Below are 19,691 nucleotides of genomic sequence, written 5' to 3' on the forward strand. Positions count from 1 at the left end.
CGGGTTCGCGCCACCTCGCGCCGACGGCGGGCGCGCGCCGATGAGCGAACTGCGCTACGACGGGCGGGTCGCCGTGATCACCGGGGCCGGGCGCGGGCTCGGGCGCGAGTACGCCCTGCTGCTCGCCGCCCGTGGTGCCCAGGTCGTCGTCAACGACCTGGGCAGCAGCGTGCGCGGGGACGAAGTGCTCGGCAGCCCGGCCGCCGACGTGGTGGCCGAGATCGAGGCGGCTGGCGGCACCGCCGTCGCCTCCACCGCCTCGGTCGCCACCCCCGCGGGCGGGCAGGCCATCGTGGACACCGCGCTGGAGCGGTTCGGGCGGCTCGACATCCTGATCCACAACGCGGGCAATGTCCGCTACGGGTCGCTGCGGGAGATGCCCTACGAGGATTTCGAGGCGGTGCTGGACGTGCACCTGCGCGGCGCGTTCCACGTCGCGCGCGCCGCCTTCCCGGTGCTGGCCGACGCCGGCTACGGGCGGGTGGTGCTCACCTCGTCCATCGGCGGGATCTACGGCAACAGGGGCGTCGCGAACTACGCGGCGGCCAAGGCAGGCGTGATCGGCCTCTCCAACGTGATCGCCCTCGAGGGCGCCGAAGCGGGGGTGACCAGCAATGTCATCGTCCCCGCCGCGGTCACCAGGCTGGCGGACGGGCTGGACACCTCCGCCTACCCGCCCATGGGCCCCGAGCTGACGGCACCCGCCGTCGGCTGGCTCGCGCACGAATCCTGCTCGGTCAGCGGTGAGATCTACGCCGCGGTGGCCGGGCGGGTGGCGCGGGTCTACATCGCCGAGACCACCGGGGTGTACCAGCCCGGATGGACGGTCGAGCAGGTCGGCGCACGCATCGACGAGATCCGGGATACCGCGAACTCCTGGATCCTGCCCACCAGCACCGGGCACGTCGACCATCTGACGAGAAGTTTCGCGCTGGCCACGGAGGGTGCGCAGCATGTCGGTTAAGGTCTACGAACGCATCATCCAGCTTTTCGAAGCCGAGGGAATCACCACCGTATTCGGGATTCCCGACCCCAATTTCGTGCACATGTTCCACCTCGCCGAGGAGCGGGGCTGGAACGTCATCGCGCCGCACCACGAGGAGACGGCCGGTTTCATGGCCGAGGCGGTCTCCCGGATGACCGGCAAAGCCGCGCTGTGCATCGGCACGCTCGGCCCCGGCATGGCCAATATGGCGGGCGCCATCCAGTGCGCCAAGGTGGAGAACTCGCCGGTCATCTTCCTCGGCGGGCAGCGCGCCCGGATCACCGAGCAGCGGGTGCGCCGCGGCCGGATCCAGTTCGTCAAGCAGGCCGAGCTGATCGCGCCGTCGGTGAAGTACCACGCGAGCATCGAGTACGCCGACCAGACCGACGAGATCATCCGCGAGGGGCTGCGCCGGGCGCTCACCGGCACCCCCGGCCCGGTCTACATCGAGTGGCCGAAGGCCATCATCCAGGAGGAGCTCGACGTCCCGGAGCCGTTGCCGCCGCACCGGTACCGGCTGGTCGGGCAGACCGCCGGCCAGGACCGGATCGACGAGGCGGCGGCGCTCATCCGTGCCGCGAAGCAGCCCGTCCTGATCGTCGGCCACGGCGTGCACACCACTCGCGCCGGGGAATCGGTGCGCGCGCTGGCCGAGGTCACCGCGGCGCCGGTGATCCAGACCTCCGGCGGCACCTCGTTCATCGAGGGGCTGGAGGACCGCACCTTCGCCTACGGCTTCTCCGCCTCCGCGCTGGAGGCGGCGAGCGAGTCCGATCTGGTGGTCGCCATCGGCACCGAGCTCGGCGAGCCGGTGCACTACGGCGTCGGCAGGCACTGGGAGGCGGGCGACGCCGACCGCAGATGGATTCTGGTGGAACAGAATCCGGAGGCCATCGGGGTCAACCGCCCGATCGACGTCCCGCTCGTCGGCGATCTGCGCGCCATCGTCCCGCAGCTCGTGGCGGCGCTGAAGGACACCCCGCGCACCCCGACCCCGCAGCTGGCGGGCTGGATCGAGCAGGACGCCAAGCGGCTGGCCGAGCTGGCCGCCACCGCGCCGTCCGGGCAGAGCCCGGTGCACCCCGCCCGGCTCATCGTCGAGGCCACCAAGGCCTTCCCCGCGGACGGCATCATGGTCCGCGACGGCGGCGCCACCACCATCTTCGGCTGGACCTACTCGCAGGCCAAGCCGCGCGACGTGATCTGGAACCAGAACTTCGGGCACCTCGGCACCGGGCTCCCCTACGCCATCGGCGCCTCGGTGGCCGAGGGCCGCAAGCGCCCGCTCATGCTGGTCACCGGCGACTCGTCGTTCCTGTTCCACATCGGCGAGCTGGAGACCGCGGCCCGGCTGAACCTGCCGCTGGTCTGCGTGGTGGCGGTGGATTACGCGTGGGGCCTCGAGGTCGGCGTCTACAAGGGGCTCTTCGGCCAGGGGTCGCTGGAGACCGGGACGCACTGGAGCTCCGACACCCGCTTCGACAAGATCGCGGAGGGCTTCGGCTGCTACGGCGAGTACGTGGACCGCGACGAGGACATCGCGCCCGCGATCGAGCGCGCCTACGCCAGCGGCAAGCCCGGCGTCATCCACGTGGTGGTGGACCCCAAGGCCAACTCCGAGGAGATGCCGAGCTACGCCGAGTTCCGCACCTGGTACGCGGAGGGGATGCAGTAGTCACGCGCACGGCGGGCAGGCTCGCGCTCGGGCTCGGCCGCCCGCCGCGCCGGCGGCGTTCGCGCCACCGGCCCGGAGTCAGCCTCGAATTCGCCGGACGAAGAGCGCCGCCGCGGCGACGTACCCGGCGGCGGCGAGCCCCGCGCACCACAGCACGGCGGGCAGCACGGCCCCGCCCGCCCCGGTCAGCGCCCCGCGGAGGGCGCCGAGGACGGGCGTGGCCGGTTGATTGTCGGCGAACCCCCGCAACCACGGCGGCATACTCTCGGTGCGCACGAAGGCACTGCTCACGTACGGCACGAACATGATGGCGTAGGTGAACCCACCCGCCGCCTCGGGTGTGCGCGCGAGCAACCCCATCGCCACCGCGATCCAGGTGACGGCGAGCACGAGCAGCAGCACGACGCAGGCGGCGGTGACAACGCCGGGAAGCCGGGCGGTGGTGCGGAATCCGAGCGCGAAGGCGACGCCGAAGACCACCGCGACCACGCCGAGATTGCGCACCACCCCCTCCAGCACATGCCCGGCGAGCAGCGCCTGCCGATAGATGGGCAGGGTGCGAAAACGGTCGACAGCGGCACCGCGCACGTCGGTGGCGACCCCGGTCGCGGTGATCGACGCACCGAACCCGGTGCAGAGCAACACGATTCCGGGCAGCACGTAGTCCAGGTACGGCATCCCGACCTGGATCGCCCCGCCGAACACGTACACGAACAGCAGCATGAGCAGAATCGGCAGCAGCGCCGAGACCAGCAGCGTGTCCCGCCCGCGCACGGTCCGGCGCAGCGCGCGGCGGAACATGACGAGCGAATCGGCGCACCCGGCCGCGAAGCGGTTCACCGAGCGGCGGCCTCGACCAGGTCGGCGGCGCGCTCGGCGGCATCGGAGCGCTCCGCCAGCCGCCCGGCCAGCTCGCGGGTGCGCGCCACCGTCTCCGGCTGGAGCAGGGTGCGCACGCCCGCGGTGAGCCGGTCGGCGTCGAGCTTCGCGAAGGGCAGGTGCACCCCGACCCCGAGCCGCTCCACCTGCCCGCCCCACATGGGCTGGTCGAAGGAGACCGAGCAGACCAGGGTCGGCAGCCCGGCGCGCAGGCTCTCGAAGGTGGTGCCGATCCCGCCGTGGTGCACGGCCGCCGCGCACCTCGGGAAGACGATGTCGTGCGCGAGCGGCCCGACCACCCGCACCCGCTCGCCGGACTCCGCCTCGGCGGCGTCCAGATCGCTCCACCCCGCGCTCACCAGCGCGCGCCTGCCGAGCCGCTCGCTCACCTCGGTGACCATGGCGAGCACCTGGCTGGTGTCCCGGATGGGCATGCTGCCGAAGCCGAAGTACACCGGCGGCTCGCCGGCGTCGATCCAGCTCAGCAGCTCGGTGTGGTCGTCGGCGAGCTCGCCGATCGCCTCGCGGGCCGCGCGCGGCAGCGCCAGGAACCCGACCAGCGGGCGCCGGGAGCCCCAGTCCTCGGCCAGCCCGGGCACCAGCGCGGGGTCGTAGATCTGCACCTCGGGGACGCCGCGCTCGGCGCACATGGCGGCCGGGCTGCTGGTGGTCCTGCGCAGCCCGAGCTCGCCGCGCAGCTGGTTGAGGTAGCGCAGGAACACCACCCGCCGCAGGTTCTCCGCCACCGACCAGGTGGCCCGGTTCACCGCGGCGGGCGGCCGCCAGTGCGGCGGCAGCGCGCCGGGGAACGGGTAGGCGCCGGTCTTGCGGCCGGGGAAGCCGTGCAGGGTCACGAGCGCGGCGCCCGACGCCTCGGCGACCGAGACCGCCCTGTCCTCGGTGAGCAGCGTGGAGACGATCACCTCGGCGCCCGCGCAGACCTCGATGACCTCGCGGTTCATCCGCTCGGCGTACTCTGCCATCTGCTTGCCGACCAGCTGCATGAGCCGCAGGCTGCTGCCCGCGGCGAGCGCCCGCTGCCCCTCCTCGGAGGAGTAGAGCTGCTGCACGTCCGGCCCGCAGGGCTGGGCCCGCAACCCGGTGCCCGCGGTGAAGTCGACGAGGTTGGGCGGGGCACCGACGATCACGTCGTGGCCGCGGTCGCGCAGCGTCAGCCCGAGCGCGACGGCGGGCTGCACGTCACCTCTGGTCCCGGTCAACGGAATTGCGATCTTCACACCAGCTCCCTCACTACCGTGGCCGTATGCACATCGCGCTGTTCACCGATTTCCACCCCGGAACCGTCGGCGGCATCCAGACCTCGGTCGCCGCCCAGTACCGCGGTGCTCGGCGGCTCGGGCACCGCGTCACGGTATTCACCGCGCCCGGTGCGGAATCTACCGAATCGGACCCGGAGCTCGTGGTTCTTTCGCCGGTGCGTGCGCTCTCGGTCAACGGTTTCGCCACCGTGTTGCCGACCAGGCGAAACGCGCGGCTCATCGACGCGGTCCTCGCCGAGCGCGGACCGGTCGACATCGTGCACACCCAGACCACCTACGGGGTCGCCGTCGCCGGGGTGCTCGCGGCGCGGCGGCACGGCCTCCCGCTGGTGCAGACGATCCACAGCCGGGACGATGTCTTCATCCAGCACACCTCGCCCGCACCGTATCCGGCGGCGCTGGCCATGCGGGCGCTGCACAACAGCGTGCTGCCGCACCGCGGGCGGATGCCGCGCAATCCCGAATCGCGCGCGGCCAGGCACGCGTGGCACACCATGATCGCGCAGGCGCAGGCGGCGGATGCGGTGATCGTGCCGTCCGCGCACTTCGCCGAGCGGTTGCGGGCGCACGGGTTCGGGGGGGCGCTGCACGTGATCTCGAACGGGGTCGACGACGACCTGCTCGACGAGCTGCCCGCTGCGCAGCGTGACGGGTCCGGGCCGCTGCGGGTGCTGTGGTGCGCCCGGCTCTCCGCGGAGAAACGCCCCCTGGCCGCGATCGAGGCCGTCCTCCGGGTCCCCGATGCCGTACTCGACGTCTACGGCGACGGCGACCAGGCGGCGCCCGCCCGCGACCTCGCAAACGGGGACCCGAGAATCCGCTTCCACGGCGCCCGCTCGCAGCGCGACTGCCTGCGCGCCATGCGCGAGCACGACGTCCTCCTCTTTCCCTCGCTCGGCTTCGATACCCAGGGCATGGCCCTGCTGGAGGCCGCGGCGGCCGGGCTGCCGGTGGTGTACTGCGACCCCGCGCTGAGTGAATCGGTGCCCGCGGGCGGCGGCATCCTGACCGGCCCCGACCCCGGCGCCATCGCCACCGCCCTCCGCGCGCTCGCGGCATCCCCCGCCGAGCTGCGAACCCTGCGCGAAGCCGGCACCGAAACCGCCTTCCCCGCCCGCCAATCCGTGCTCAGCGCCGAGATCGCCGCCCTCTACACCGACCTGATCACCGCCCCGCCGCACACCCGCATGCCGAGCACCCCCGACGAAGTCCCCACCGCCCCCGGCAGACTCCCGCTCCTCGGCCACAGCATCGCGGCGCTCCGCGACAGCCTCGCCTTCGTGAGCTCGCTGGCCGCGGTGGGCCCGGTGGTGCGCGTCTACCTCGGCCCGCGCCCCGCCTACGTCCTCACCACGCCCGAGCTCATCCGCCAGGTCGGCTTCGGCACCGCGGGCGACTTCCACCGCGACGACCTGCGCGCCGCCATGCACGAGGTGGTCCGCGGCGCCTCCAACGTGCTCACCGGCACCCCGCACGAACTGCGCCGCCGCATGATCGCCCCGGCCCTGCGCCAGCGCCGCCTCCAGGATTACGCCGCGATCACCGCCCGCCTCGCCGACGACTGGGCCGCGGCGCTGCCCACCTCGGTGAACCTCATGGAATCGGCGCACGCCCTCGTCCTCGACACCATCTCCGCCACCCTCTTCACCGCCGACTTCGGCGCCGCCGCCGAGGCCGAGGTGCGCCGCACCATCCCCTGGCTGCTGGCCAGGGTGGTGCAGCGCGCCGCGCTGCCCGGCGCCGTGAACCGGGCCCGGTTCCTCGCCGACCGGACGTTCGCCCGCAGGGCGGCGGCGCTGCGCGGCGAGATCGGGGCGGTGGTGCGCGCCTACCGCGCGGACGGCCGCGACCACCGCGACGTGCTCTCCGCGCTCATCGGCCACGTGGACCCGGAGACCGGCGCCACGCTCGGCGACGAGGAGATCGTGGACGAGCTCATCCTCATGCTGGCGGCGGGCGTCGGCTCCACCGCCTCCATCCTGGCCTGGGTCTGGTACGAGACGCTGCGTGCCCCGGAGATCGCGAAAGCCGTTCGCGCCGAACTGGATACCGAGGTCGGCGCGGGCCCGGTCGAGCCGGACCATCTCTACCGGCTGCCCTACCTGCGCCGGGTGATCCTGGAGACGCTGCGGCACTGGGGGCCGTGGGTGAGCACGCAGAACGCCGACGGCCCGGTCACCTTCGACGGCCTCACCCTGCCGGACGGCGCGGTCATCGTCTACAGCCCCTACCAGGTGCACCACGACCCGAGGCACTACCCCGACCCCGAGCGCTTCGACCCCGAGCGCTGGGCCCCGGAGCGCGTGGACGGCATCGACCGCAAGGCGGTGCTCCCCTTCGGCGTCGGCGCCAGGCACTGCCCCGGAAACAACTTCGCGCTGCTCACCATCACCCTCGCCACCGCTGCGCTCTTCTCGCACTGGAATCCGATGCTGGAGCGTGGTTTCCGGGCGCGGCCGTCCAGCGGTGACTTCGTCGCGGCACCGTCGCGGCTGCCGGTTACGCTCCGACCGCGCCCTGGGCGATGAGCACGGCGTAGAGGCCGAGGATGAACAACACCGGCGGGCCCACCGGGTACTCGCCGCCGCGCAGGAACCGCACCGCGCCGTACCCGGGCAGCAGCGCCAGCGGCACCGGGAGCAGCCCCAGCCAGACCATGCTGTGATTCCACGGCCGCACCAGCGCCAGATCGGCCCCGACCGCGAGCGCCACGAAGAGCAACGAGGCGGCCGTGCTGCCGGGCGCGCCGAGCACATTCGAGTAGTAGTGCTCGCCGGGGCGCGGCCCGTGTGCGGTCTTGCGGGCGAACTCGAACTGCAGGAACGCACCGGCGAAGATCAGCGCCGCCGGGGCCGACTGCCAGAACCCGGCGGGCAGAGCCTCGGTGTCGAGCACCGAGATCAGCACGTAGGCGGTGACCAGGAGCTGGACCGGGTAGGTGACCACCAGATTGACCAGGATGTCGTCCCGGACCCACGCCGAGATCCGCTCCAGCCCCCACAGCCCGAGCCCGTACAGCAGCACCGCGGCGATGGCGAGCGCGGAGCCCACCGAGAGCAGCAGGCTCCCGGCCACGGCGAGCGCGGCGATCACCGCCATGCCGATCCGCAGGTCGGTGCCGGTGACAGCGCCGGTGACCAGCGGCCGGTCCTTGTTGTGCACCCGGTCGTACCCGAGGTCCTTCTGCTCGTCCACCATGCGCAGGTAGAGCAGCACGATCGCGACGACGAGCACCCGCAGCCCCGTCGCCGGGGACGGTCGCCACGGCGTCTCCGCCAGCAGGGCGAGCGTCGCCTCCAGCGCGAAGACCCACAGGATGCCGTAGAGCAGGTAGTGCGGCTTGTACATGACCCGGGTGAAGCCGGCCAGCCGGGTGAGGGTGCCGGTCACACCGGTTCCAGGAAGGTCAGGTCGATCTCGGCGGCGGTGGCCTGCTGCGCGATCACGCAGTGCACGGTGACCCGGCCACCGCTGCGGCCGGTCACCTCGGCGCGGCACTCGGTGCCGAGGTCGAGCTCGGCGAAGCGGTCGAAGCGGCTGGTGACGGAGAGCAGCTGCGGGTTCGCGTCCAGCAGGGTGAGGGCGGACTGCCTGGCGGCTTCCAGCAGGACGCTGCCCGGTACGTGGTCGAGGCGGTGGTCGAAGAGGAAGGGGTGCAGCGGGTCGACCGCGAGCGGGACCGCGATGGCGGAGCCTGCCCGCCGGGCGGCGCCGACGATCACGTTGCGCCGGTTCTCGCGGCCGACCGCCGCGGGCGACACCGGCTCGGCCGCGACCGTCGGGCCGACCGCGGCCGGGAGGCCGAGGCTCCGGCGGAAGGCGCCGCGCAGGCGGGACCAGCGGTCGGGGGTGGTCCAGGAGAACGAGCCGTCCACGGTCATGATCGGGCCGGCGGGGCAGGAGATCTCCAGCACCATCTCCAGCCCGCAGACCGCGCCGGACTGCCGGTGCACGTGCGGGACATCAACGGCCAGAACAAGATTCGTCGGCTCGGGGGTGCACTCCCAGGCGCCGCCCGGCACGCCGGTGCCATTGAAGGTGCGCACCAGGAACGCGGAATCCAGCGGCGCGCCGAAGAACTCGTGCGTGAGCGCGATCGACGCCTGGCGCGCGGTCTCCATGACGAGCAGCGGATCGTGCAGCCGGGCCGGGGTGCCGGTGTGGTCGCCGTAGTAGGCGTGCATGCGCGGGAGCTGGGCGCCGGCCAGGTAGCCGCCGCCGTCCCGCGCGGCGAGCGAGGTCACGAAGACCTCGGCGACGGCGGCGCGGTGGGTCAGCTCGCGCCGCACGGGCTGCTGGTGGGATACGCCGGCGACGACCGCTTCCAGGCTCATCCGAATGTCTCCGTCCAGTCGGTGGCGGTCACCGGGCGCAGGGTCTGGGCGCCGGTGCCCGCGCGCATGGGCAGTACCCGGGAGCCGAGGACGATGGCGGACCAGGGGTCGACGGGGGTGCCGTGGGTGAGCGCGGTATTGAGCAGGGTCGCGGGGTCGGAATCGGCCGGAGCCAGGTCGTCGCGTATCCGCTCCAGGGCGGCGTCGTGGTCGAAGGAGCGTTCGGGGGTCACGGCGTACAGCTCCGCGGCCAGCGCACCGGCGCGATCCACGGCCGAGGCATGCTCCAGCGCGGCGACTCCGGCATCGCCCGCCGCGGCTCGGCTTGTCTGTCCGATGATCTGGGCGCGGCGGGGCTCCGGGAAGTAGATGGCGAGTTCGCGGAGGACGTCGGCGGGGTCGTCGGGGGTGTGCACCAGGTTCAGCAGGTAGTTGTCCCGGCCGAGGAGGTGGCGGAGCTCGCCGGGGCGGCGCCTGCGCGGGTCGGTGGGGCCCTTGGCGCGGGCCAGGCGGACGGGGACCGGGAGGGGGTCGGCGGGGGCGGTGACGACGAGGACGAGGGCGTCGGAGATGTCGACGAGCAGGTCGGCCAGGCGGCGGCGTTCCGGGGAGGCGATATTCCAGGCGTAGTACCAGAGCGCACGGGCCAGGTGCCGGTTCACCGGGACCCGGTCGGCGGCCACCACCCGGTAGTCGTTGTCGCCCAGCCACTTCAGGGTCGGCTCCACGGCGCGGGCGACGATGGCGTCGGGTTTCAGCAGCAGCATGGAGTGGCCCGTGGCGAAGGCGGCCGGGTCGACACCGAGCCGTTCGAGCTGTTCGACGGTCTCCGCGACGTAGGTGTCACCGCGGTAGGCGGTGACCTTCTCCGGCTGCGGGGTGAGCCGGGCCAGCAGCTCCTCGAGGCCGCTCACGACCGGCCCCCGGCCAGGATGTCCTCGATGGAGGGCAGCGGGTCGCCGAGGTAGCCGACCTCGAGGGCGTGGTCGAGCAGCAGCCGCAGGTAGTCGGTGCCGGATTCCGGCGCCGGGCGCAGCAGGTCGGCACGGCGGGTGTCGAAGCGCAGCTTGCGAACGAAGTAGCTGGTGTAGAGCGCGCCGATGCGCCGGTAGTACTCGCGCTCGATGGCAGGCAGGTCGGCCTCGTCGAAGGTGGCCTCCGGGACGAAGGTCGCCACGGCGAACGACGGGTACTCGGCCAGCACGTCGGAGACCTCGCGCAGCGAGAGGGTGTCGCGGCCGAGCGCGTGCATGGTCCGGCCGCGCGCCAGGTCGAAATCGACGGCGGCGGCGGCGATCACGTCGGCGACGTGGTCGACCGGGGCGAGGCTCAGGGTGGCGTCGTAGCGGCCAGGCAGCGAGCGCAGCTTGCCCTCCACCATGAGCTTGAGGACGGTGTACAGGTTCTTGTGGTCGCGGATGGCGCCGGTGCCGCTCGCGCCGGTGACGATGCCCGGCCGCACCACCGCCCAGTCCAGCCCGGACTCGCGCACCAGCTGCTCGGCCCGGTATTTGCTCGCCTCGTAGCCATTGCCGAAGGTCTGCCCGTGCTCCAGCTCGTCCTCGAGGATCGTGCCGCCGCGCATGCCGCAGACGTAGGCGGTGCTCACGTGCACCACCGGCACCGCCAAGCGGCGGGCCAGCGCCAGCACGTTCTCGGTGCCGCGGACGTTCAGCTCCGCGTACTGCCGCTCGGTGGCGTCGAAGGCGGTGGTGGCGGCGCAGTGCACGATCATCGCCACCCGGCCGTCGAGAGCGGCCGCGGCGCCGTCGAACCCGGGCTCGCGAATGTCGCCGGCGAGCCGCTCGTCCGGTTCCAGCACGGTGCCGTCGTTGCGGACGACGGCGGAGGCGGCGTGCAGCAGCGCCAGCACCGGACGCCCCGCGGCTCGGAGCCGGGCCGCCACCTCGGCGCCGACCAGTCCGCTGGCGCCGGTCACCAGCACGGCGCCGGTCACGCGGGGCGCTCCGCGAGCGAGGAGCCGATGAGCTCTTCCACCTGGCCGACGCGGAGCACGCCCGCGAGCTGCTCCGGTTTGTAGCCGGGCAGCGCGAAGGTGCGCTCCAGGACGACGGTGAGCTCCATGAGCCGGAGCGAGTCGTAGCCGAGGTCCTCGATGAGGCGGTGCTCGGCGGTGAGCTCGGCGGCCGGGCGCGGTGCCATGGCGGCGACCAGGGCGCGGACCCGGGTGGCCACGGTGGGGTCGCTCATTCCCCGGCTCCTTCCCGCAGGTGCGGTTGCTGTCCGCCGGAGGCGAGGAGATCGCGGGCCTCGTCCAGCGGGAGATCGGTGTTCAGGTATCCGGCGATGCGCAGCCAGTCGTAGCCGATGGCGAGGGTGCGGCGCCACTGCTCCCTGGAGTCGAAGGAGGCGGGGAAGTCGCTGCCGCCGGCCACCCGGCGGACCAGGGTGACGAAGTCGTCCAGGAGGGCAAGGGCGGAGGCCGGGTCGGCCGCGAGGCCGAACCGCACGCGCTGTGCGGCCGCCAAGGAGGCGAGCAGCTCCGAGCGGTGCTCGGCGGCGGGCGGCAGCGACCGCTCGAGCGTCGCGGCGGCCGCGACGTCGGCGGGGAGCGGGTGAATACCGAAGGCGGACAGCAGGACCCGGACACCCATGGCGAGCATGCGGTGCGCCGCGATCTCGGCGACCGCCCATTGCCCGTCCTTCACCGCACCGGCCAGATCCTCCCTGGCATTCTCCAGAACGATATTCGACCACACCAGTTGCAGCGCGCACTCGGTGAAGCGGCGCGCGGGCAGCGGCGAGAGCGTCACCGGGGCACCGCTCCCGGCCGCGCCGCGCACACCGAGCGCGGGGGCAGCGCCGTGCGGCACGGGCGTGTACGGCCGGACCGGGTCGCACATGGCCAGCGCGGGGGTCAGGACCCCGGTTCCGCGCCACTCGACGGCGACGAATCCGAGCCGAACGAACTCCGCCAGCTCCGCGCCGATCGCCCCGCCCTTCTCCAGCACCGCGGTCACCGGCCGCCGGAACACCACCGAGCGCCAGGCGCGGGACGCCTGGTCGGCGAGCACGAAGACGTCGTCCCCGCGCAGGACGTGCACCCGATCACCGATCTGCCAGGTGGTCACCCCCGGCCGCCGGGCGAAGAGCAGCTGCGCCGGATCGTCCGGCACCGCATCGACGCCGAGTTCCGCCGCGAAGGCGAGCAACCCGGTGAACTCGGCGGGCACCGGGGCAGGCGGCCCACCGGCCCGCGCCAACTGCCTCGGCAGCCACTTGGTCTCCAGGTACGTCTCCCCCGCCCGCGCCGCCCACGCCTTGAGCGCCTGGTTCACCCCGTCCCGCGCCCACTCCAGCGCCTCGGAATCGGCCCCGAGCGCGCGCCAGAGCACGGCGTACCGCAGCGCCTGCCGAGCCCGCTCGCTCCACCAGCCGGCGAGCCGGGCGGCGAGTTCCGCCGCCGGGAGCACCGCCAGGAGCGCGTCCAGATCCACCTCGGAACCCGCCCGGACGAGGGTGGCGCCGAGGAACCGCTGGCACCGGTTCAGCACGTCCTCGTCGAGCGCCTCCCCCTCGGCGACGGTCACCAGCTGCCCGCGCAACTGAGCGACCGAGCGGGTACGGATCTCCACCCGCCGCCCGTCCACGAACAGCACGGTGGGCAGCGTCGGCAGCTCCTCGTCCCCCGCCGCCACCACGAGGAAATCCACATCGGAGCCGGCATTGCCGAACCCCTCGGCCAGCGACCCCTCGAACAGCACGGCGGCCCCCTCGGGCACCCGGACCTGCCGCAGCGCCGCCTCCAGCAGCTCCGCCACCCGCTCCGGCGGCAGCGCGGGCTCGCGGCGCCCCGGCGGCCCGTCCGGCTCTGGCCCGCCCCGCACGGCTCCGTCGGCGGCCGCCGCCCGGTCCGGCTCGTACACCGCACTGCCCGGAATCCCGCCCGCCCGGAACAACTCCCACATGTGCCTGCGCCGGGGCTTCCCGCTCGACGTCCGCTGAATGATCCCCCGCGGCCCGGTGACGATCCGCACGGTCTGCGCGGGCCCGAGCTCACCTCGAATAACAGTGTGCGCCTTCGCCAGCCACTCCCCCGGCGACGACTCGGCGAAGAGCACGATCCCCTGGTTCCCGGCATCGGGGACGGCCACCGCCGCCAGCTTCCCCTTGGTGATCCCCGCCTCCTGCGCCACCCGCGACTCGATGTCCTCCATGAACACCGGCTTCCCCCGGACCTTCAGGCTCGACCCCATCCGTCCGAGCACGAAAACCTCACCGCGATACAGGAACCCGGCATCCCCCGAGTACAGCACCCCGCCCTCGATCCGAGTGGACGAGGCGGGCCCCGGCGGCCCGGAGTACCCGAGCGCCACCGACCCGCCGACCACCGTCATCTCCCCGAGCGTGCCGTCCGGCAGCTCATTGCCATCCGAATCCACCACGCGCACCGTTGATTCCGGCGTGGAGAAGCCGAGCCCGGTGATCCACCCCGCCCCCTCGACCCCGGCACCGTCGTGCAACGGCGCCGCTTCCAGCACCGGAACGGCCGCCCCGAACCGCAGCCCGGCGGTATCCACCCGCAGCGCGGTGATCGGCCGGTCCCGCGCCGACGAGGTCACCATGAGCGTCGACTCCGCCAGCCCGTAGGCCAGCGTGTACGCCCGCATGGAGAACCCCCGCGGTCCGGTCAGCGCGGCGAAGGAGCGCAGGTCGGCGACCTCGACCGGCTCCGAGCCGACGGCAAGGGTCCGCCACCCGGACAGATCGAGCCCGGCGATCTCCGCCGGCCGCACCCGATGCGCCACGTACCCCAGCGCGAACGACGGCGACGGCGAGTGCTGCGCCTTCGTCATGGCCCGCAGCCAGCGCGCCGGGTCGCGGACGAACTGATCCGGCCGCATCAGGTACAGGTCGCCCTGATTGGTCACGGTCGTCAGGAACGCGCCGACCAGCCCCATGTCGTGGTAGAGAGGCAGCCACGACACCATCGCCTCGCCCGGCCGCCAATCCACCAGCGCCGAGATCATGGCGACATTCGTGGCCAGGTTCGGCCAGCTCACCCGGACCCCGCGCGGCGTCCCGGTGGAGCCGGAGGTGAACTGCAGCAGCGCGCACTCGTCCGGATCGGAGAACTCCCGCTCCGCCCCGGCGGGCAGCGCGGCCGGGTCGACCACCAGCGGTTCGTCGGTGCGGCCCGCCGCGGCGTGCGCCTGCCGCGCGAGGTCGGCGAACTCGACCGAGGTCACCACGAGCGCGGGCCGCGCCTGCGCCAGAATCGCGGCGACGTGGGCGATGTACTGCCCGAGGTCGCCGAAGAGCGGCGGCGCCACCGGGGTGAAGATCCCCCCGCACGCCCAGACCGCGTAAAAGGCGGCGGCACAGGGAAATCCGGTCGGCATGATGACGCAGACCCCGGCCCCGCCGGGCAGCCCGCGGTCCCGCATGAGCGCGGCGATGGACCAGCTGAGGTCGGCGAGCTCGGCGTAGCTGCGGTACTCCCAGCCATCGCCCTCCTCGGCGAAGTACACCCCGGCGTCGGTGGCGGGGGCGGCCAGCCAGTTCCGGATCGTCGCGACGTGCTCGTCAGGCTCCACTCTCGGCTCCTCCGTCGGCGAGCACGGTGACCGTGCCCGCTGTCCCGTCCACCCGGATCCGCATGCCGGTCCGCAGCCGCCGCGTGCTGCCCGGCACCTGCACCACCGTCGGCACCCCGAGTTCGCGCGCCACGATCGCCACGTGCGTGAGCGGGCTGCCCCGCTCGATCACCAGCGCCGCGGCCGAGGGCAGCGCCGCCACCCACCCCGGGTCGGTGCGGTAGGTGACGAGAATGCCGCCCGCCACGTCGCGCGGCTCGTCCACCACCACCGCGCTGCCCTCGACCACGCCCGCCGCCGACGGGATGCCGCCGAGCACATCCCCCGGCGCCGCCGCCGGCACGTCGGCGACCGGCACCCAGCCCTGCGCGGCCAGCGCCGCCGGGGTGAAATCCGTTCCGCGCGTCTCGAATCGGGCCGGGGCGACCAGCCCGGCGTCGGCGGTGCGCGCGATCCGCCGCGCGGCGATCCGCTCGCGCAGCTCCGGGGCGGGCGCGCTGTCGTAGCACGCGCACAGCTCGTCCACGGTGAGGGTGAAGACGTCGCTGAAGTCGTCGAGCACGCCGCGCGCGGCGAGGTCGCGCCCCATGGCCCGGATCATGCGCTTGACCATGCCGAAGGCGCGGGTGCGGCAGAACCGCAGCCGCTCCCGGTGCGCGGCGCAGCGCGTGGTCTTGGCCCGCACCCGGTCGTAGATCCGGCGGCGGATCCCGTGCAGGTGCGCGTCCAGGTAGGCGTCGGGGTCGATGGCGCCGGGGACGGCCTGGTCGTCGGCGCCGAGCCGGCCGATGGCGCTGCGCAGCATGACGAAGAGCCCGGCGGGGTCCTCGCGCAGGTCGGGGATCTCCAGCTTGAGCTCGTCCAGGCTGCGGTAGCCGTAGCGGTCGAGGTAGGCGTCCACCTCGCGCCGGAATTCGGGGTGGTCCGCGAGCGCGGCGTAGGTCGCGCCGGGGTCGGTGGTGCGCACCAGCTCGGCCACGGCCGGGTCGGCCTGGGCGCGCTGGGCCAGGTCGGTCATCGCGGCGGCCGGTTCCGCCGACTCCACGTCGGCGCCGGGGCCGAGCAGGGCGTAGAGCAGCGACTCCGGCGCGCGCGGCAGGAAGAGCTTGGTGAGCAGGAACATGGTGCCGGTGAGGGTGAGCAGGATGGCGTCGAGCACCATCATCGGCCCCCACCGCTCGACCAGGTCGCGATCCACCTCGCGGTACGCGGCGTACGCCTCGGCCCCGCTCGAGTACTCGACCGCCTCGTAACGGTCGTAGACCCGGTAGAACTCGGCGCAGAACGCCGCCATCATGCCGTCGATATCGCGGAGCCGGCGGCGGTAGACGACAGCCGTGCGCAGCCGGGAGCGCGCCCGGCCGAGCGGGGAGCCGAAGGTGAAGGGCCGCAGGGTCTTCGCGATATCGCCGGGCAGCGGCTCGGCGACGCCGAGCGCCGCCTCCAGCACCCTGCGGTTCAGCGGGTAGCCCGGCGCGATGCCGACCATGCGGTACCAGTGCAGCAGGTTGTAGTACACCCGGCCGTTGAACCGGCCGAGCAGGTACGGCGTCCACGAATCCAGCTGCCGCAGCTGTGCTTCCGGCACTCCGAGCGACTTCGCGTAGCCGCGGTACACGCGGCCGTAGATGCCCGCCGCCACGGTGAAGGTGAGCGGCGAGGTGATGCCGTTGAAGCTCTCGATGATGTTGGAGTTGTCCCAGATGCGCAGCTCGCCGGCGGGGATGTCCTCGCCCGCGCCCTGGTCGAGCGCCTGGTCGAGACCGGGCGCCGCGGCGCCGAGGGTGGTGATCGGGCGGGCCTGCAGGAACCAGAGGCCGTCGGCGTCGATGGCCCACTCGATGTCCTGCGGGCCGCCGAGCGCGGCGGCCAGCTCGCGGCCGTGCCCGGCCAGCTCGGCCAGCTCGGCGGCAGCCAGCACCCGGGCCGCCCGCCGTTCGGCGGAGACGTCCGTGGCCAGGACACCGTCGCCGGGGCCGGGCAGGTACTCCTGCTCCTTGGCGCCGACGGTCAGCTCGAGCACGGCGCCCTCCCGGTCGAGGACGGCGGTATCGGCGTCCACCGCGCCGGAGACCAGCCCCTCACCGAGGCCGTACACCGCGCTCACCACCAGCCGGTCGGCATCGCCGGTCACCGGGTCGACGGTGAAGAGCACACCGCTGGCCCGCGCCGCGACGAAGCGCTGCAGCACCACCGCGACCTCGGTGATCGGCCGCCGATCGCGGGCGAAGGCGTACCGGACCGCCCGCTCCGCGAAGCCGGAACCCCAGCACCGCCGCACCCGCTCCGCCACCGCCGCCGCGCCGGTCACGTGCAGGAAGGAATCGAACTGTCCGGCAAAGGAATCCGCACCGCCGTCCTCGCCGACCCCGGAGGAGCGCACCGCGACGGCGCCGCCGACCCGGTCGTACGCCCGGTCGATCTCCGCCCGGATCTCGCCCGGAAGCTCCGCCTCGGCGATTCCGCGGCGCAGGTCGGCGGCTGCGGTCAGTGCGGAATCCAGGTCGGCGGCGTTCGCGAAGGCGGTGAACCGCTCGCTCAGCCCGGCCGCGGCCAGGAACCCGGCGAACACCTCGGTCCCGAGCACCGTCCACTCCGGCACCCGCGCCCCCGCCGCCACCAGGGCCTGCAGCCCCGCTGCCTTCCCGCCGCCCGCTCCGAGCACCTCCAAGACGCCTCCCAGCCACCCGCCCGACGTGATTCGCTCGCTCGAGTAAACCCGACGACCGCCCTGTTTATCGGGGAATGGGGCGGAGGGTCAGCCCGCAAAGTTGCGGGCATTGCCTGGATCGGTCACGGGGGCGCGGGGCCGCCCCACGGTGCCCGTCGTGGCCGACGGCCCGGATCGAGGTTTCACGGTGGGTACGACATTGCGGGGCATTCGTTCGGAAGCAAACCGGCATTCCCGCTGCACCACAGCACTTTTCGTTCCGCGACCGGCCCATGGCGACACGCCCTGCGACGGCTAAGTTCATGGTTCAATCTCCCGACACGTCCAAGGGGGAGGATGGAGTGACAGTCACGCATTCACACGTGGTGCCCGAGGGGTCTCTGCCGGTCAGCGCGATGGAGGATCTGAGTCTCGCCTACCTGAACATGATCGCCAGCGCGTGCGGGCTGACCGTCGGGGATTGGACTCAGGATTACGACGGCCGCGACACCACGCTCAGTTCGAGCGTCGACTTCTACCCGGACATGTACGGTCCGAAGGTAGATGTTCAGCTCAAATGCACCGGGCAGTCGTCGGTGCAGCGCGACGACTCGATCGCTTGGCCCTTGAAGTCGCACGTCTACGACATGTTGTCCCGCAGAAACAGGTCCACACCCGCTCTGCTGTGTGTTCTGGTCGTCCCGGAAGAAGTCGGTCACTGGCTGATTACCGATCGGCTGGACCTACTGACACTGCAGGTCATGCTCGAATTGATGGAGGAGGCGAGTAGATGGCAGCCGGAACTGATTACTTCGACTCGCTGAGCGAGTACGGCGAGATTCTCACCCCCGCCAACGTGGCTCAATTCCTCGCTACCCGGAATTGGACGATTCAGCGGGATCGGACAGTCGACCAGGTATGGTCGTTCGAGCCCGGTGACGGCGCCCGCCCGGTCACCGTCCTGCTGCCGCGGGAACCGTCGTTCGTCGACTACGACAGGCGGCTGCACGAGGCGATTACCTCGATCTCGCGGACCTATGGTTATACCGTCACCGACCTGGTGGAACAGATCGCCGCGATCCACGCCGATCTCTTCTTCATCCGGGTCGACCAGTCGATGACCGACGGCACCATTCCCCTGCGCCAGGCCACGGCACTGCTGGACAGCATCGACCAGATGATTCGCGTTGCCGCGGTCTCCGCGCACAATCCGCAGGCCAGCGGCCGCGGGCGGGTGCCCGAGTACGTCACCGAGTTCCTCAATGAGGATGTCCGGATGGGGCACACCAAGAAAGGCAGCTTCATCATCACAGTCGCGGCCAGGATCGAGCCCGACGATCACACCGGCGAACGCCCGCACGCCGCCGCCGGGAAATCCGCACCGAGCTATACCCGACGGGTGATGACCACACTGGCCCGGAGCCTGGACATCACGCGCCGATTCGCGAACCACAGCAGTGAATTCTCCGGAGTCGACCAAGCCGTTGCCGGGGGCCTGCGATTGCAGGTTGTCCAGGCGCTGCAGGAAATGGGCGCCACCGAAGGAATGCGCGCCCTGGAGCTGTCGTTCGAATGGGCAGCGGCCGAACCGCAGCGGGAGCAGGTTCCCCGGCAGATGTCGCTGGACCGGCGGATCATCGATGCGCTGCCCGAGATCGAGCGGCTACTGGTCCGCCACGCCGAGCCGCGGCGGATCACGATCGTCGGGCCTGTCATGGAGCTGAAGCAGTCCGATGACGACGGCGTCCCGGCGGACGAACAGGGCGGTGAGATCGTCGTCCACGCCGATGTCGGCGGCCGCCTGCGCCGCATAGCCGTCCCCCTCGGCGCCGCGGACCACGAATGGGCGATCGTCGCCTACCGGAAGCGATTGCCGTTCACGGCGACCGGGGAACTGGTCAAGCGAGGAAACGCATGGCGTCTGAACGACCCGATCGAGGTGGACAGGTCCTACCTGCAATTCCGAGTCGGGGAGACGAGGCCCGGCTCGGAGCGCTAACCGCGGCGGTTCTCGATCGCCGCGATCGGTGAGATCTCGTCGAGCACCATGGTCGCCGGCGCCTGAGCGCGGGTGCAGACCCGCTCGGGCAGCCAGCTGACCACCCAGCGCTGCCCGTGCGGGCCTCCTGCACCACGTCTTCGGCCGGGCCCGCGTCACCGTGCAGTGCGCGATAGCTCATCCGGTACACCGTCGGCGAGTGCTCGCGGAGCAGGGCGTCGAATTTCGCGCGCGGACGGTCCAACGGGCGAGTCGGTGGTGTGAGGCCATGGTCGCCATGAAGGCGGGCCGCCGCCCGACGCGCAACGGCGGCGTCCCCGGCAAAGCCATT

Annotated in this window: 14 protein-coding genes; 5 read left to right on the plus strand and 9 right to left on the minus strand. The window is 72.5% G+C overall.

Annotation, left to right across the window (positions count from 1 at the left end; genetic code table 11):
- Positions 1-40: 40 nt before the first annotated feature.
- Positions 41-964 carry an SDR family NAD(P)-dependent oxidoreductase gene (locus NH2_RS21970; protein WP_067657556.1) on the plus strand — a complete coding sequence of 308 codons (924 nt, stop codon included), beginning with the start codon at positions 41-43 and terminating at the stop codon, positions 962-964.
- Entirely contained in the window at positions 954-2,660 is a 1,707-nt protein-coding gene (locus NH2_RS21975) for a thiamine pyrophosphate-binding protein (protein WP_067657559.1), read from the plus strand. Before NH2_RS21970 ends, NH2_RS21975 begins: the two co-directional genes overlap by 11 nt.
- Positions 2,661-2,738: 78 nt before the next feature.
- On the opposite strand, the gene NH2_RS21980 is transcribed toward NH2_RS21975, so the two are convergent.
- Together NH2_RS21980 and NH2_RS21985 are read right to left on the minus strand one after the other, a co-directional pair.
- A complete protein-coding gene (locus NH2_RS21980; protein WP_245650710.1) occupies positions 2,739-3,500 on the minus strand; it encodes an ABC transporter permease in 762 nt (253 codons plus the stop codon).
- Positions 3,497-4,777 (minus strand): glycosyltransferase, encoded by a 1,281-nt coding sequence (locus NH2_RS21985; protein ID WP_067657562.1) that lies wholly within the window; start codon positions 4,775-4,777, stop codon positions 3,497-3,499. The genes NH2_RS21980 and NH2_RS21985 overlap by 4 nt, the downstream gene beginning before the upstream one ends.
- A gap of 26 nt (positions 4,778-4,803) precedes the next feature.
- Between NH2_RS21985 and NH2_RS21990 the strand changes: the two genes are divergently transcribed.
- A complete protein-coding gene (locus tag NH2_RS21990) occupies positions 4,804-7,347 on the plus strand; it encodes a cytochrome P450 (RefSeq protein ID WP_067657565.1) in 2,544 nt (847 codons plus the stop codon).
- Here the strand turns inward: NH2_RS21990 and NH2_RS21995 are convergent.
- The 7 genes from NH2_RS21995 to NH2_RS22025 are packed head-to-tail and all read right to left on the minus strand — an operon-like array spanning position 7,319 to position 17,376.
- Positions 7,319-8,209, minus strand: coding sequence for a UbiA prenyltransferase family protein (locus tag NH2_RS21995; protein WP_067657568.1), 891 nt, complete (start codon positions 8,207-8,209; stop codon positions 7,319-7,321). The two genes, NH2_RS21990 and NH2_RS21995, sit on opposite strands and share 29 nt — an antisense overlap.
- Positions 8,206-9,153, minus strand: coding sequence for a ScbA/BarX family gamma-butyrolactone biosynthesis protein (locus tag NH2_RS22000; RefSeq protein ID WP_067657571.1), 948 nt, complete (start codon positions 9,151-9,153; stop codon positions 8,206-8,208). The genes NH2_RS21995 and NH2_RS22000 overlap by 4 nt, the downstream gene beginning before the upstream one ends.
- Positions 9,150-10,067 (minus strand): nucleoside-diphosphate kinase, encoded by a 918-nt coding sequence (locus tag NH2_RS30230; RefSeq protein WP_067657574.1) that lies wholly within the window; start codon positions 10,065-10,067, stop codon positions 9,150-9,152. The genes NH2_RS22000 and NH2_RS30230 overlap by 4 nt, the downstream gene beginning before the upstream one ends.
- A complete protein-coding gene (locus tag NH2_RS22010) occupies positions 10,064-11,110 on the minus strand; it encodes an SDR family oxidoreductase (RefSeq protein WP_067657577.1) in 1,047 nt (348 codons plus the stop codon). The genes NH2_RS30230 and NH2_RS22010 overlap by 4 nt, the downstream gene beginning before the upstream one ends.
- On the minus strand, positions 11,107-11,364 hold the full coding sequence (locus NH2_RS22015) for an acyl carrier protein (RefSeq protein ID WP_067657581.1): 258 nt from the start codon (positions 11,362-11,364) through the stop codon (positions 11,107-11,109). The genes NH2_RS22010 and NH2_RS22015 overlap by 4 nt, the downstream gene beginning before the upstream one ends.
- Positions 11,361-14,711, minus strand: a complete 3,351-nt coding sequence (locus NH2_RS22020) for an AMP-binding protein (RefSeq protein WP_067657584.1) — start codon at positions 14,709-14,711, stop codon at positions 11,361-11,363. The genes NH2_RS22015 and NH2_RS22020 overlap by 4 nt, the downstream gene beginning before the upstream one ends.
- Positions 14,701-17,376 (minus strand): phosphoenolpyruvate synthase, encoded by a 2,676-nt coding sequence (locus NH2_RS22025; RefSeq protein WP_084505801.1) that lies wholly within the window; start codon positions 17,374-17,376, stop codon positions 14,701-14,703. The genes NH2_RS22020 and NH2_RS22025 overlap by 11 nt, the downstream gene beginning before the upstream one ends.
- A 347-nt stretch (positions 17,377-17,723) precedes the next feature.
- Between NH2_RS22025 and NH2_RS29285 the strand changes: the two genes are divergently transcribed.
- Positions 17,724-18,185 carry a DUF4365 domain-containing protein gene (locus NH2_RS29285; RefSeq protein ID WP_169811520.1) on the plus strand — a complete coding sequence of 154 codons (462 nt, stop codon included), beginning with the start codon at positions 17,724-17,726 and terminating at the stop codon, positions 18,183-18,185.
- Positions 18,152-19,360, plus strand: coding sequence for a hypothetical protein (locus NH2_RS22035; RefSeq protein ID WP_067657593.1), 1,209 nt, complete (start codon positions 18,152-18,154; stop codon positions 19,358-19,360). The genes NH2_RS29285 and NH2_RS22035 overlap by 34 nt, the downstream gene beginning before the upstream one ends.
- The last annotated feature ends 331 nt before the right edge of the window (positions 19,361-19,691 follow it).

Source organism: Nocardia harenae NBRC 108248 (genome assembly GCF_001612885.1).
Taxonomy (GTDB): domain Bacteria; phylum Actinomycetota; class Actinomycetes; order Mycobacteriales; family Mycobacteriaceae; genus Nocardia; species Nocardia harenae.